Below are 13,682 nucleotides of genomic sequence, written 5' to 3'. Positions count from 1 at the left end.
CGGCACGGGGCCGGAAACAGCATGGCCACAATCGCATGCGAGGCACAGACCAGGCTCGCCGTACGGTGAGGTGTAGCTCTTCCGCAGGGACGGATGGCTGCAGCTCATGACAGGATCTGGCCTCGTGAGTGAGCGTTAGCCCTTGACCGCCCCGATCATGATTCCCTTGGCGAAGTGCTTCTGGAGGAACGGGTAGACGCACACGATGGGCACGATGCTCACCACCAGCATGGCCATCTGAAGCGACTGCTGCGGAAGCGCGGTGGCCCCGTCGCCCCCGCCGATCGTGGCGTTGTTCACCACGTACGTGCGCAGCACCAGCGAGAGCGGGTACTTCGCGTTGTCCGTGATGTACAGCAGGGCCGAGAAGAAGCTGTTCCAGTACGCCACCGCGTAGAACAGCCCGATGACCGCGATGATCGCCTTGGACAGCGGCAGCACGATCCGGGCCAGGATCGTCAACTCCCCCGCCCCGTCGATCTTGGCCGAGTCGAGCAGTTCCTTGGGCAGTTCGAGGAAGAAGGCCCGCATCACGATCACGTTGAACGCGTTGATCAGCGTCGGCAGGATGAGCGACCAGTAGCTGTCGAGCAGGCCCAGCTGCTTGACCGTCAGATACAGGGGGATGATGCCCGGCGAGAACAGCAGGCTGAACAGGACCAGCATGAGGATCGGTTTGCCCGCGAAGCTGCCGGGCCGGGAGAGTCCGTACGCAAGCAGCGTGGTGCAGCCCAGCGACAGCGTCGTACCGACGAGCGTGATACCGATGGAGACCAGCACGGCCCGCGTGACCACATCACCGGAGAACAGCACCCGGTATGCGTCGAGGTTCGGGTTGTCCGGCCACAGGACGTAGCCGCCGGCCGCGGTGACCTGCTGCTGGTCGGCGAGGCTCGTGGAGATCACCGCCACGAACGGTAAGATCACCAGCAGGCAGCAGAGCGTCAGGACGACTCCCTTGGCCGCCCGGACCGGCACCCCGGCCGGCGTTGTCGCAGTGCTCATTTCTGGTAGACCCCCCGCTCGTCGAAGAGATGCGCGACCTTGTTGGCGGCGAGCACGAGAGCGACGCCGATGATGCCCTTGACCAGGCCGGCGGCGGCCGAGGCGCCCCAGACTCCGGAGCCGACCGCGTTGTTGAAGACGTACGTGTCGAGAACGTCGGATGCCTCGAGGCCGACCGCCTGCTGCTGGAGGATGATCTGCTCGAAGCCGACGCTGAGCACGTCGCCCAGGCGCAGGATCACCAGCAGGATGATCACGGACCGGATACCTGGCAGTGTCACGTGCCACAGCTGCCGCAGCCGCGAGGCGCCGTCGACCGCGGCCGCCTCGTACCGCGCCGGGTCGATGCGGGACATCGCGGCCAGGAAGAGGATGGTGCCCCAGCCGGTGTCCTTCCAGACCACCTGGGCGACGATGAGCTCCTTGAACATCCCCGGGTTGCCGATCAGGTTGAAGCTGCCCAGGTCGTGCGTCTGGAGAAAGCCGTTCAGCAGCCCAGCGTTGCCGAGCATGTACTGGAAGATCGCCACGACGATCACCCAGGACATGAAGTGCGGCAGGTACAGCACCGACTGCACGACGCGTTTGAACCGCTCCGAGACGAGCGAGTTGAGCAGCAGCGCCACCGCGATCGGCAGCGGGAAGACGAAGACCAGCTGGAGCAGCGAGATGACGAGCGTGTTGCTCAGCGCGTTCAGGAAAACCGGATCACCGTTGAAGATGATCCGGAAGTTGTCCAGCCCGACCCACGGCGAGTCCCCGATGCCGATGTACGGCTGGTAGTCCTTGAACGCGATCACGTGGCCGAGCAGCGGCGCGTAGTGGAACGCCAGCAGTGCGGCGAGGCCCGGCAGAGCGCACAGCAACAGCAGCCAGTCCCGGCGCAGCCGGACGCGGCGCCCCGGCCGGCTACGCGCGGCCGGGGCCTCGGCGGCGACGATGGGTTCTTCGAGCACGACCATCTCGTCCTGCCTCATATCCGGTCAGTTGTACTTCTTCTGAGTGCGGACCTCGCGCGGCCAGCTGAGCTCGATGCCCAGGTCGGTGAGCAGCTTCTGGTACACCTCGAGCCGGACCGGGTCGGTGTGCACCTGGCGCGGTGCCGCTCCGGTGTCGAGGCAGTGCGCGGCGAGTGCGCCGGCGGCCTCGCCGATGTTCCACTCCACGGGGTGCAGCCGGTAGCAGCCGTTGGTGATGTGGGTGGTGCCGAGGTTCTTGGCGGCGGGCAGCAGGTTCTCGACGCGTACGGGCAGCAGTGCGCCGAGCGGGATCTGGAACGGCCAGCTCTCCACGTCGATGTACTGGCGCGGACCGGTGCCGACTCCGGTGGACGGGTGCAGGTCGATGCGGTAGCTGCCGATGCCCACGGAGTCGCGGAACTCCTCGGCCCCCTGCAGCGCACCCCGCGCGGCCACGCCGACGTGCCGCTCGGTGACGGTGAAGTCGGCCCGGATCCGGCGCGATTCACGGATGTAGGGGTACTTGGCAAGACCGTCGGCTGTGTCTGTGACGTCGTGGCGCAGCCGCAGCCCCGGATAGCCGGTGCCGCCGTCGTAGGTCGGCGCCTCGGTCTGCATCCAGTACAGAAACGACAGGCTGAGCTGCTTCGCCGCCTCGAGGTGGCGATCCCGCTCGGTGTCGTCGACGCCGATCAGGGGGCCGAGCCAGTAGTCCACCTGCTGCCAGTTGACCAGGCTGATGTCGCTCGTGGCGAAGCCTTCGGTGAGGAGCGGCTTGTGCAGGATGCGGCGGAACCGCCAGAGGTCGAAGTCCTTGTCCGGCTCGAAGATGTTCTTCTCGTACGGGGCGAGCGTCTCGGGGGCGACATGCGTCCAGCTGAGCAGTGGGGCGGGCCAGAAGTCGGGCGCGTAGCCGCGCCAGAAGCCGTACGTCTCCGGCCGGGCGATCGTGTGGTCCTCGCCGGGGCGGTGGTCGAGCGCGAAGCAGTACGTGAACGACTGCTGGTCCAGTGGCTGCGCAGGGCCGTCGAGGGCGTGCGGTTCGCCGGTGTCGGCGCGGCTCTCCGAGCCTGTGACGTGCTCGACGCCGGCCAGGTCCAGCAGTTCGCCCTGTTCGGTCGCGTCGAGGATGTACGGGGCGGAGGCCGTGACTTCGTGGCCGGTGCCGGTGTCGAGGAGCCGTACCGCCGAGACCCGGTCGCCGTCGGTCTCGGCGGTCACCGGCCGGTGCCGCAGCAGCACCTGGAGCTGACGGTTGGCGCGGTAGGGCGCGAGCAGTTCCTCGATCGCGGCGACGGCGACCCGCGGCTCGTGGCAGAGCCGGCTGACGTGCCCCTGCCCGGGGTTGAGGTTGACGGTGGCGCGGGCCTGCTCGGTCAGCGGGTAGCCGCGCCGGTAGAAGTCCCGGATCGTCTCGCGCAGCCGACGGTAGGTCGCCGTGCAGCCGAACTGCTCGATCCACGGATGCTCGTCCGGCGGTACGGCCTGCGAGGTCAGCTGGCCGCCGAGCCAATCGGTCTCCTCGGTGAGGATGACCTGCCGGCCCATCCGCACAGCGGCCAGCGCCGCGGCGACGCCGCCGAGGCCGCCGCCGACGACGAGGACGTCGCAGTGCTGCTCACGCATACAGGCTCCTTGTCAGGGTTCAGCCGCGGGGCGCGGCCAGCGTGTCGCCGTCGCGTATGCCGCACTCGATGACGGTGCGGCGGGGCGATCGGTCGGAGGGGTTGTCGAGGATGTCGGCCAGCAGCCGGATGGCCGCGGTGCCCATGTCCCGGCCGGGCGTCACGACGGTGGTGAAGTCCCGGTCGGTGGGGGTGAAGGAGAACTCACTGAGCGCCGCGACGGACAGGTCGCCGGGCACAGAGCGGCCGAGTGCCTCGGCGGCGGCGCAGGCGTCGACGGCCCGCTCGCAGTCGTCCGTGATCAGGCAGGTGTAACCCTGTTCGACCAGCCGTGGGACGAGTTCGGTGACGGCGGCTGCGTTCGGCGTGACGAAGACGTCCGCGGCATCGAGCCGGTCCGCCAGCAGGGTCCGGGCGGCGGTGAAGCCGGTGTCGCGGTCGACGATGGACTCGTGGCCGGAACCGCCGTGCAGCCGCGCGATGCGCCGGTGGCCGAGCGCGCTGATCCGCTCGACCAGTCGGCGGGTGGCGGTGCTGTAGTCGGCGGCGGCGTACGAGGCCTCGATACCGGTCAGCTCCCGGCGTCCGATGAACACCGCGGGGAAGCCCTCGCGCAGCAGGGTGGTGAGCTCGGCCCGGTCCTCCGCCTGCCCGACGATCACGGCCCCGTCGGCGAGCTGGAGCGTGTTCACCCCGTTCTTGTAGATCGCGCGGCGGCGGCCGTCGACGTGCGATCCGGTGAACAGCAGCAGATGGCAGTCGAGGTCCTCGACCGCTTCCTCCACGCCCAGCAGGAACGGGTGGTAGAAGCTCATCGCTTCCATCGGGAACAGGGCCTCGTACGTGAACAAGCCGATGATGTTGCTGCGGCCGCCGGCCAGGTTCCGGGCGGCGATGTTCGGGACGTAGCCCAGCTGCTGGATCGCCTCTTCGACCCGGGCCGCGGTTGTGTCGCCCACCCGCACGCCGCCCGCGGTACGCCCGTTGACCACCGCGGAGACCACGGCGGGCGAGACCTTCGCCAGCCGTGCGACGTCCGCCTGAGTCGGGCGCTTCCGGGGGTGTACAGGGCCAGCCATGGTGTCGGTCCAATCTGATATCGCGCATTATCAGTTGCGGCGGTCACTCTAGCCACGGGTCGCCGGAAGGGTCAAGTAATACGTCGATATCCAGTTGTTTTACCGGGTATTGACAGTTTGGACACATCCCTTTTAAGGTCCGAAGCCATCAGATGATGCGCTTTATCAAAGGGTGTCTGCCCGCGGTTCCTCACAGATGGACTCGCCCCGTGCACACACCGCTCTCGAGAGGAGACGCGCACGTGAACCAGCACCGAGTCCTGAGCCGTCGCGGCCTACTGCGCGGCGCGGGCGCGCTGTCGCTCGCGGCCGCTGCTGGACCGCTCACCGCAGCGTGCGGCGGCGGTAACACAGCCGACGGCGACACCGCTGCGGCCAACGCCCGGCTGAAGCTGCCGGCCTACATCCCGTTCGCCGGGGTGGAGCCGGACCTGCCGGCCGGCGACAACCTGCTACCGGGCTTCTACGGCTATCCGGCAAGCCTCGTCGCCGCCCTCTCGGGCAGGCCCGGGGAGGGCGCTGGAAAGGTCGACATCCTGGTCAACACGTTCAACCCGGTGCCTCCCGCCGTCGGCGGCAACAAGTACTGGCAAGCCCTCAACGACCGGGTCGGCGCCGAGCTGGCGTTCAACATCGTCCCCGATGCCGACTACGGCACCAAGCTGACCACGACGATCGCCGGCGGAGACCTGCCGGACATGGTCATGCTCCAGGCCTCGACCCCGAACCTGCCCGCGGTGCTGAAGGCGAAGTTCGCCGATCTGACTCCGTACCTGTCGGGCGACGCGGTCAAGGAGTACCCGTTCCTGGCCAACACCCCCGAGTTCTCCTGGCGTCCGATGATCGCGAACGGCGGCATCTACGGGCTGCCGACGCCGCGGGCGAGCATCGGCAACATGATGTTCACCCGCGACGACCTGATCGCGGAGCGCTCACTCAACCCGGCGCCGCAGAGCTACCGGGAGTTCGTCGAGCTGTGCAAGGGCCTGACCGACGCGAAGGCCGGACGCTGGGCGCTGGGCGACACGGGCGTCGGGGGCGGTGGGGCGCTGATGTTCGTCCTGACCATGGCCGGTGCGCCGAACGGCTGGTCGGTCGAGGGCGGCAAGTTCACCAACGCCGTCGAGACCGACGCCTACCCGAAAGCCCTCGACGCCGTCGCCGCGATGGTCAAGCAGGGGCTCTTCCACCCCGACGCGTTCAGCGCGACGTTCCAGCAGGGCCGCGACTGGTTCGGCACTGGCAAGATCGCCCTGAAGGTCGACGGCTACGCGGCCTGGGACATCCTGCTCGCCGCCTATCGGAGCATCGACGTCGGTGCCATGGCCGCTCCGGCGTTCGACGGCGGCGAGGGCCGGCACCTCACCGGTGGGGGCAGCTTCGCGGTCACCGGCATCAAGAAGGGCGACGAGGTCCGGATCAAGCAGCTGCTCGCTATCGCGAACTGGATGGCGGCCCCGTTCGGCACCGCCGAGCACCTGTTCCGGAAGTTCGGCGTCGAAGGCGTCGACTACACGATGCAGGACGGCGTACCGACGCCCACCAAGCAGGGCGAGACGAACGTCAAGATCCCCATGCAGTACCTCATCGACAGCCCGCCGATCCTCGGCCCGGGCAAGAAGACGGTGGTGGACAAGCAGTACGCCTTCCACAAGAAGGTCGCGCCGCTGCTCGTCGCGGATCCGACCGTCGGCCTGTACTCCGCCACTCAGGCGGCCAAGGGCTCCGCACTGTCCAAGATCCTCAGCGGCGCCCTGAGCGAGATCGTCCGCGGCAACAAGCCGTTGTCCGACTGGTCCGGCACCGTCCGCACCTGGCGTCAGTCCGGCGGCGACCAGGTCCGCAAGGAGTTCGAGGCCGCGTACGCCAAGCAGCGCTGATCGACCGTTCCGATCACCCCCCAGTTTCGATCACCCCCCAGCAAGGAGAGTGCGATGCGTATGAGAACAGGTCGGCTGCTGGCCGCGGCCGCGCTGCTGGCCGCCGTCGCGATGCCGGCCCAGGCCGGTGCCACGACCGCCGCGGCGCAGGCGGCACCCAACTGGCAGTTCGTCTGGGGTGACACCTTCGACAGCAGCCTCGATCCGCAGAAGTGGGGTGCCCTGGAGGGCACCACCAACCCCGGCAGCGATCAGGCCTACGCCTCCTTCGACGTCACCACCGGCAGCAGCAACCTGGTGCTGACCACGGAGAAACGGCAGTACGGCTCCAAGGCCTACACCTCCGGCATGGTCTGGACGAAGGGCCGCTTCTCCTTCACGTACGGAAAGATCGAGGTGGTGGCGAAGGTGCCGCCCATGGGGACCGGTATCTGGCCGGCGCTGTGGCTGCAGGGCGACAAGACCTACAACTGGCCCGGCCCGGGCGGCAACGAGATCGACTTCGCCGAGATGTGGAACACGCCGTACAAGGTGAAGCACGCACTGCACTACGCCGACACCCCCAACGGCACTGACCTCGGGGCCAACCAGGGCTGCACGTACGAGAGCTCCGTCAACCTGTCCGCCGGCTATCACACGTACAGCCTCGTCTGGGAACCCGGACCGAAGCTGACGTACTTCGTGGACGGGCAGCAGACCTGCCAGTTCAGCCCGGCCGGCAACTACTTCAACACCCCGATGCACATCATCATGAACACCGCGGTGGGCGCCTCGTGGATCGGTCATCCCGACGCGAGCGTCCCGTTCCCGCAGCAGTTCAAGATCGACAGTGTGCGCGTCTACCAGGACGCGAACCTCGGCTGACGCCGGCTGTCCGCTCCCGGCACCCGACAGCCGGGGGCGGGCCCCACACACCCGCACCGAGAGGAGCCGCCAGGCATGCCGCACGAGGACAGGATCAAGGAACTGCTCGGCCGTATGACCACCCGGGAGAAGCTGGGGCAGCTCCAGCAGCTCTCCTGGGCCTGGGACACCGGGCCCGGCGCGAGCGCGGGCACCGCACAGGCCGAGACCGCCGCCCGGGAGGGCCTGCTCGGCTCGGTGCTCAACGTCTTCGGAGCGGCGAGCGGCAACGCTCTGCAGCGCATCGCGGTCGAGGAATCCCGCCTCGGCATCCCGCTGGTGTTCGGCCTGGACGTCATCCACGGCTACTGGACGACGTTCCCCATCCCACTCGCCCAGGCGGCCGCCTTCGATCCCGCGGTCGCCGAGGCCGACGGGGCCACCTCGGCGCGCGAGGCCCGGTCCAACGGCGTGCACTGGACGTTCTCCCCGATGATCGACGTCACGCGCGAGCCGCGCTGGGGACGGATCGCGGAAAGCTTCGGTGAGGATCCCTATCTCACCGCACGGTACGCGGCGGCCAAGATCTGCGGCTACGAGGGCCACGACCTCGGCTCCCCGGACCGGATCGCGGCCTGTGCCAAGCACTTCGCCGCCTACGGGGGCGCGGAGGGCGGCCGCGACTACAACACGGTGGACGTCTCCGAGCAGCGTCTGCGCAACACCTACCTGCCGCCGTTTCAGGCCGCCGCCGACGCGGGCGTGGCCACGTTCATGGCATCGTTCAACACCGTCAGCGGCGTACCCGCGCACGGCAACGCCCATCTCCTGACCGGCATCCTGAAGCAGCAGTGGGATTTCGGCGGCGTCGTGGTCAGCGACTGGGCGGGCGTCCACGAACTGCTCGTCCACGGCTACGCGGCCGATGCCGCGGACGCGGGACGGCTGGCGCTGACCTCCGGCGTCGACATGGAGATGGTCAGCACCAGCCTCGCCGAGCACGGCGAGGAACTGCTGTCCGCCGGACACATCACGCAGCAGCGGCTGGACGACGCGGTGGCGCGCGTGCTGCGGCTGAAGTTCCGGCTGGGTCTCTTCGACCGGCCCTACGTGGACGAGGGTGCGGCGGTGGCCGCACCAACCGCGTCGGCCCGGTCGGCGGCACGCGAGGCGGCCGCCCGGTGCATGGTGCTGCTGAAGAACGACGCCGCCGCCCTGCCGCTGGACCTCAAGGCGTCCACCATCGCCGTGATCGGCCCGTTCGCCGACTCCGGGGATCTGCTGGGCGCCTGGGTCCTCCCGGACGCACAGCGGAGATTCCCGTCCGGCACGGTCGTCGAGGCTCTGCAGGCAGCGGCACCGCAGGCCAGGATCCGTCACGCCCGGGGAGTCGAGGCGGAGGGCGATGCCCGGGACGGCATCGCGGAGGCGGTCGCGGCCGCGCGGGCCGCGGACGCGGTGGTCGTCGTGGTCGGCGAACCTCCCGCGCTCAGCGGCGAAGCGGCGACGCGCTCCGGCCTCGGCCTGCCCGGCGCCCAGGAGGAGCTCATCGCGGCTGTCGCGGCAACGGGCAAACCGTTCACCGTCGTGCTGGTGGCCGGACGGCCGCTGACGATCGGCGGCTGGCTGGACTCGGCCGCGGCCGTCGTCATGGCCTGGCATCCCGGCATCGAAGCCGGCCGCGCCATCGCGGACGTCCTGACGGGAGCGGTCAACCCCGGCGGGAAACTGCCGGTGACGTTCCCACGCTCCGCGGGTCAGGTCCCCGTCTACTACAACCGGGAGAACACGGGCCGCCCGTACGACCCCGCGCAGCCGGACGTCAAGTACGTCTCCAAGTACGTCGACCTGGCCGACGGGCCGCAGTTCCCGTTCGGCCACGGCCTCAGCTACACCACTTTCGCCACCGGCGAGCCGCAGCTGAGCCGCGACCGGATCGCCGCGAGCGCCCTGCGTGCCGGCGCGACCGTCGATGTGACCGTCGCGGTACGGAACACGGGTAGCCGCGCGGGCGACGAGGTCGTCCAGCTGTACGTCCACGACCTCGTGGCGTCCATCGTCCAACCCGTACGTCGCCTGCGCGGCTTCCACCGGATCACCCTGGCGCGCGGCGAGAGCACGGTGGTGCGATTCACTCTCGCCGCGGCGGACCTGGGGTTCTGGACGAACGACCCGACTGGCGAGTTCGTGGTGGAGCCCGGAGCGGTCGACGTCTACGCGGGAACAAGCTCGTCGGCGGAGGGCAGGTCCCGGCTCATGATCACCTGAGTCGGCCGGTTCATCCTCATGTCCCTCCGTCGGGCCGGAGCACCCAGGCGAGTGGCGTGCACGCTCGGCGCCGCAACGGGTCAGCGGGCAACGAAACGCACGAAGGCGATACGGCGGCCGACTTCCTGGTAGTCGGTCTCGCTGCCGTCGACCAGGAAGCCCATGAAACGCGCGAGCCTCTTGCCGAACCTTGGATGTCTCCTGCCGTACCGGGCCATGACGTGGGCGCCCGTTTCGGGCGGCAGGGGAATGGCCGTCATGGGGCGGACGCGGGAGCCGACCTGCACGAGCACCTCGGGGGTGCGGAGAATGTTGCGGTACCAGTCAGAGCGGCTTCCATAGCCGGAGGGCACGACGTAGCTGCCGTCAACGGGGTCGTGCTCGATCACCTCGATGACCACCTGGCGCGGCTTGCCGGTGACGCGGCCGGTGTGGGTCAAGAGCATGAACCGTCCGCCCAGCAGTCGGCCCGCATGCGCGCGGTAGAGCAGGATGGGCAGACGGAACGCCAAGCGGCGCAGCCCTGAGGGGGGTGGTGGCGTGGCTGCCGTTTCCATGATCAACCTCCTGCCAGAATGCTGCCCGCACCGAACTGGCGGCGCAGGACGGGGGCGAAGGCGGGCCGCATCACCAGGCGCATGACCGAGTGCTGGGCGCTGACGGCGAACCGGTTGGACGGCACGATCGTGCGAGCGGCGTAGCGGGCGGTGCGTTGCCGCCGGACGATCTCGGGCCGCATCCGGCTCTGGTATCGCTCAAACGCCCGCCGATGGTCCCCGCCGTACTCGTGCAGCGCCTGGGCGAGGAGATAGGCGCCTGCCATCGCCATGGAGACACCCTGTGCCGAGACCAGCGTCATGCACCCGCACGCGTCCCCGACCAACGCCACTCTGCCGCGATGCCAGGTTGGCACGACGATCTGTGACATGGCGTCCATGAAGATGCTGCCGTCCTCGGGTGCGCGGTCGAGGAGCCGCTGGGTGATCCAGCCCATGCCGGCGAAGGCCGTCCGCAATCGGCCGAGCCGCTCAGTCCGGGGGATGTTGCCCGCGTGCGGGGCCTTGAACAGAAACAGCGCGATGACCTGGCCCGGCACGTCGGTCCGGTAGACCACGACCTGCCGGCCCGCGGCGGTGTAATGCGTCCTGACCGGGCCCAGATCGAACTCGTCGGCCAGCGGATAACTGGCCATGTGGTACCCGAGGTACCTGGCGAAGTCCGGTTCGGGGCCGAACACGAGCCGACGGGTGAGCGAGTGCACGCCGTCAGCTCCGATGAGCAGGTCGAAGGTTTCCTGGGCGCCGTCCACGAAGCGGACGTCGACGCCGCCGGGGTGCTCCCGCAGCGCGGAGATCGATCGCTCGTGCCGGATCTCCACGTGGTCGGAGACGGCCTCGGCCAGTACCTGCTCCAGTGCCGCGTGCATCATGGGCAGCGAGGGCCCCCGCACGATTCGCTCCACGAGGGTGCGATCCAGCCGTGCCCGCTCCCGGCCCGCGTCGTCGACGAACACCACGGAATCGGCCGGAATCCGCCGAGGCTGAAACTGTGCGGTCAGGCCCATCCGTTCGGCGATGTCGTAGCCGGTGCCGAAGAAGTCGACGCCGTACCCGCCCACGCCAGTCCGCGCCGCCCGTTCCACCACCACCGGGGTCTGGCCGTATCGGTGCAGCCAGTAGGCCAGGGTCAGCCCTGCCACCCCACCGCCGGAGATCAGGATCTTCATCGGCGCCCCTGCCCGGATCCGCCGGCCCGCCGAGCGACGATGGAGCCGATGCCAGACGTGCGGACCATCAGGCCGCCACCTCCGCCCACCGCGCCCGTCATGCCTGCGGCTCCGAAGCGAAGAGCCGCCGCAACGGTACGGCCAGCGCCTGCGGATCCAATCCCGGATCAACGCCGCGATGCAGCGCCACACCGTCCAGCAGAGCCGACAGCAGCACGGCGAGAACGTCGGCGTCGCCCTCATAACCGTGCGCGCGCAGCCACTCCGCGACGGTCACGCGGAACCTGTTGAGGAGAACGGCGAGATCGGCGCGCAACTCGGGCAATCGGCTGGACGCCAGAAACGCCTCGGCGAGCAGCAGCGCTGCCGGGTCGTCCGCGGGATAACTCGCCAACTCCCCCAGCAGCCAGGTCACCCCATCAGCCAGATCCTCTTGCTCGACCAGACCCTGCGAGATCTGCTCGAGCATCACGCCGCCATGTTCCGTACAGGCGGCGATCAGCAGATCCGTCACCGAGGCGTAGTGGTAATGCACCACGCCCGGGCTGACATCCGCGCGCTTGGCCACCAGCCGGGTGGTGACGCCGTTCCATCCGACCTCACCGACCAGCGCGACCGCGGCCCTCAGCAGGCGCTGCCGGGTGGCCCGCCCGCGTTCCACTGCTATCTCCATAACCCCAACCTGGACAATCGACCTGGACGACCGTACTGGACAATTGTCCAGATGCTAGCAGTACGGCGTGTGCATCAGGCCCGTTCCGATCAAGCGCACCGACACCACGACGGCTGCGTGCCGCGCGGTGCCCTCGCCGACGGCCGGTGCGCTCGCCCCCAGCGCGAACGCACCGGCGGCCGAGTTCCTCCCGGGGGCTTCAGATCGCCGTCGTAGCCACTTTTTTGTGGGTACTTGTCGGCTGGGCCGGGGCTGCCTGAAGCTTGGTCGTGGGCGGTCGGAGGGCCGTCAGATGCAGGCGAGACGGGGAGGTTTGCCGCGCATCAGGAGACCGACTGGGACTCGGCCAATTTCTCCAGGCGACGATGGCCCCAGTCGGAAAGAGGCGCCAACGACGCGGAGAGTTCGCGGCCGAACGCGGTCAGGGAGTACACGGTCTTAAGTGGCCGTACATCGTGCACCTCTCGGTGGACCAGACCGTCGTTCTCCATCTCGCGGAGTGTCTGGGTCAGCACTTTCTCGGTGAGGCCCGGCAGTCTTCGGCGCAGTTCGCCAGGACGGTGCGGAGCAGATTCCAGGAGCCAGAGCAGAATCGTCTTCCACTTGCCGTCGATCACGGCGATCGCGGCGGTCACTCCGCAGACATTCGGGTCCTGGGCACGACTGCGCGTCATCTTCACACCCCATTCATCACCTTTGTCGACATCTAAGCAGGAGTTGAGTCATGACCTCGCACACCGAACAGTCTGCCGTCACCGTACTCGGCCTGGGGCCCATGGGCCGGGCCCTGGCCGGCGCCTTCCTGGATGCCGGTCTGCGTACCACGATCTGGAATCGGACGCCGGGCAAGGATCGGGAGTTGGTGGAGCGTGGCGCGCTGGGCGCCCGATCGCCCGAAACGGCGGTCGCCGCAAGCAGGTTGACCGTGATCTGCGTGGTGAACTACGACGCGGCGGACGCCATCGTTCGACGCGACACGGTCACCGACGCGCTCAAGGGACGTACCGTCGTGAACCTGACCGCCGACACCCCCGACCGTGCCCGGACGACCGCCGCCTGGGCGGCCGGGCATGGCATCGGATACCTGGACGGCGCGATCATGACGCCCACCCCGACTATCGGAACCCCGGCCGCGGTGTTCCTCCACAGCGGCCCAGAAGAGCTCTACCGGGAGCATCGGCCCGTACTGGACGCCCTGGGCGGCACCCATACCCACCTCAGCGAGGACATCGGCCGGGCGGCCGCATACGACATCGCCTTGCTCGACATCTTCTGGACCGCGATGGCCGGCTACGCGCACGCGCTGGCGGTGGCGAGGGCTGAGGGCATCACCGCGCGGGAGCTGGCGCCGTTCGCCAAGGGAATCGGCGCGATCCTGCCCCCGATCTTCGAGCAGACCGCTGAGGAAGTGGACAGCGGCAGGTTCTCCGACGAGACCAACCCGATCACCTCAGCGGTGTCGTCCATGGCCCATATCGTGCACACCTCCGAGTCGCATGGCATCGACGCGGGCGTGATGCGCGCGGCCGAAGGCTTGGCCCGCCGCGTCATCGGACTGGGCCACGGCACGGATGGGTTCCTTCGGATCACCGACATCCTGAACCCCGTAAGGCCCGAGCTCTGA

12 protein-coding genes are annotated in these 13,682 nt (G+C 68.8%); 4 read left to right on the top strand and 8 right to left on the bottom strand.

Annotated elements, in window-relative coordinates; translation table 11 throughout:
- Positions 1 to 135 precede the first annotated feature (135 nt).
- Genes MBA17_RS27665 through MBA17_RS27650 form a run of 4 tightly spaced genes read right to left on the bottom strand, consistent with a single transcriptional unit; the run spans position 136 to position 4,668 of the window.
- Positions 136 to 1,005, bottom strand: a complete 870-nt coding sequence (locus tag MBA17_RS27665) for a carbohydrate ABC transporter permease (RefSeq protein ID WP_238499524.1) — start codon at positions 1,003 to 1,005, stop codon at positions 136 to 138.
- Complete coding sequence (locus MBA17_RS27660) at positions 1,002 to 1,982, bottom strand: ABC transporter permease (protein WP_238499523.1); 981 nt, start codon at positions 1,980 to 1,982, stop codon at positions 1,002 to 1,004. Before MBA17_RS27660 ends, MBA17_RS27665 begins: the two co-directional genes overlap by 4 nt.
- Positions 1,983 to 1,988: 6 nt before the next feature.
- A complete protein-coding gene (locus MBA17_RS27655; protein ID WP_238499522.1) occupies positions 1,989 to 3,590 on the bottom strand; it encodes an FAD-dependent oxidoreductase in 1,602 nt (533 codons plus the stop codon).
- A 19-nt stretch (positions 3,591 to 3,609) separates the two neighbouring features.
- Complete coding sequence (locus tag MBA17_RS27650; protein WP_238499521.1) at positions 3,610 to 4,668, bottom strand: LacI family DNA-binding transcriptional regulator; 1,059 nt, start codon at positions 4,666 to 4,668, stop codon at positions 3,610 to 3,612.
- 242 nt (positions 4,669 to 4,910) lie between these two features.
- Between MBA17_RS27650 and MBA17_RS27645 the strand changes: the two genes are divergently transcribed.
- The 3 genes from MBA17_RS27645 (at position 4,911) to MBA17_RS27635 (ending at position 9,659) form a co-directional block, all read left to right on the top strand.
- A complete protein-coding gene (locus MBA17_RS27645; RefSeq protein WP_238499520.1) occupies positions 4,911 to 6,548 on the top strand; it encodes an extracellular solute-binding protein in 1,638 nt (545 codons plus the stop codon).
- A gap of 54 nt (positions 6,549 to 6,602) precedes the next feature.
- On the top strand, positions 6,603 to 7,412 hold the full coding sequence (locus MBA17_RS27640) for a glycoside hydrolase family 16 protein (protein ID WP_238499519.1): 810 nt from the start codon (positions 6,603 to 6,605) through the stop codon (positions 7,410 to 7,412).
- 75 nt (positions 7,413 to 7,487) lie between these two features.
- Positions 7,488 to 9,659, top strand: coding sequence for a glycoside hydrolase family 3 N-terminal domain-containing protein (locus tag MBA17_RS27635; RefSeq protein ID WP_238499518.1), 2,172 nt, complete (start codon positions 7,488 to 7,490; stop codon positions 9,657 to 9,659).
- A gap of 80 nt (positions 9,660 to 9,739) precedes the next feature.
- Here the strand turns inward: MBA17_RS27635 and MBA17_RS27630 are convergent, their stop codons facing one another.
- The 4 genes from MBA17_RS27630 to MBA17_RS27615 all read right to left on the bottom strand — a co-directional run bounded on the left by MBA17_RS27630 (position 9,740) and on the right by MBA17_RS27615 (position 12,732).
- On the bottom strand, positions 9,740 to 10,216 hold the full coding sequence (locus tag MBA17_RS27630) for a nitroreductase family deazaflavin-dependent oxidoreductase (protein ID WP_238499517.1): 477 nt from the start codon (positions 10,214 to 10,216) through the stop codon (positions 9,740 to 9,742).
- 2 nt (positions 10,217 to 10,218) lie between these two features.
- Entirely contained in the window at positions 10,219 to 11,385 is a 1,167-nt protein-coding gene (locus MBA17_RS27625; protein ID WP_238499516.1) for an FAD-dependent monooxygenase, read from the bottom strand.
- Between the two features lie 97 nt (positions 11,386 to 11,482).
- Positions 11,483 to 12,046, bottom strand: a complete 564-nt coding sequence (locus tag MBA17_RS27620; RefSeq protein WP_238499515.1) for a TetR/AcrR family transcriptional regulator — start codon at positions 12,044 to 12,046, stop codon at positions 11,483 to 11,485.
- A 335-nt stretch (positions 12,047 to 12,381) separates the two neighbouring features.
- Positions 12,382 to 12,732: a winged helix-turn-helix transcriptional regulator gene (locus MBA17_RS27615; protein ID WP_238499514.1), complete on the bottom strand. Its 351-nt coding sequence runs from the start codon at positions 12,730 to 12,732 to the stop codon at positions 12,382 to 12,384.
- A gap of 50 nt (positions 12,733 to 12,782) precedes the next feature.
- Between MBA17_RS27615 and MBA17_RS27610 the strand changes: the two genes are divergently transcribed.
- The gene (locus tag MBA17_RS27610; RefSeq protein WP_238499513.1) at positions 12,783 to 13,682 is read left to right on the top strand and encodes an NAD(P)-dependent oxidoreductase; all 900 of its coding nucleotides are present in this window, start codon (positions 12,783 to 12,785) and stop codon (positions 13,680 to 13,682) included.

It is taken from the genome of Dolomitihabitans soli (genome assembly GCF_022213955.1).
GTDB classification, from domain to species: Bacteria; Actinomycetota; Actinomycetes; order Streptosporangiales; family Streptosporangiaceae; genus Streptosporangium_A; species Streptosporangium_A soli.
Note: the sequence above shows the minus strand (reverse complement) of the source record. Positions and strands in the feature narration are given on the sequence as shown.

Bases quoted from the DNA above. Each gene is read 5' to 3' on its own strand.
- MBA17_RS27635 (WP_238499518.1), top strand. From the start codon at position 7,488: ATGCCGCACGAGGACAGGATCAAGGAACTGCTCGGCCGTATGACCACC.
- MBA17_RS27625 (WP_238499516.1), bottom strand. From the start codon at position 11,385: ATGAAGATCCTGATCTCCGGCGGTGGGGTGGCAGGGCTGACCCTGGCC.
- MBA17_RS27650 (WP_238499521.1), bottom strand. From the start codon at position 4,668: ATGGCTGGCCCTGTACACCCCCGGAAGCGCCCGACTCAGGCGGACGTC.
- MBA17_RS27640 (WP_238499519.1), top strand. From the start codon at position 6,603: ATGCGTATGAGAACAGGTCGGCTGCTGGCCGCGGCCGCGCTGCTGGCC.
- MBA17_RS27655 (WP_238499522.1), bottom strand. From the start codon at position 3,590: ATGCGTGAGCAGCACTGCGACGTCCTCGTCGTCGGCGGCGGCCTCGGC.
- MBA17_RS27630 (WP_238499517.1), bottom strand. From the start codon at position 10,216: ATGGAAACGGCAGCCACGCCACCACCCCCCTCAGGGCTGCGCCGCTTG.
- MBA17_RS27665 (WP_238499524.1), bottom strand. From the start codon at position 1,005: ATGAGCACTGCGACAACGCCGGCCGGGGTGCCGGTCCGGGCGGCCAAG.
- MBA17_RS27610 (WP_238499513.1), top strand. From the start codon at position 12,783: ATGACCTCGCACACCGAACAGTCTGCCGTCACCGTACTCGGCCTGGGG.
- MBA17_RS27660 (WP_238499523.1), bottom strand. From the start codon at position 1,982: ATGAGGCAGGACGAGATGGTCGTGCTCGAAGAACCCATCGTCGCCGCC.
- MBA17_RS27615 (WP_238499514.1), bottom strand. From the start codon at position 12,732: ATGACGCGCAGTCGTGCCCAGGACCCGAATGTCTGCGGAGTGACCGCC.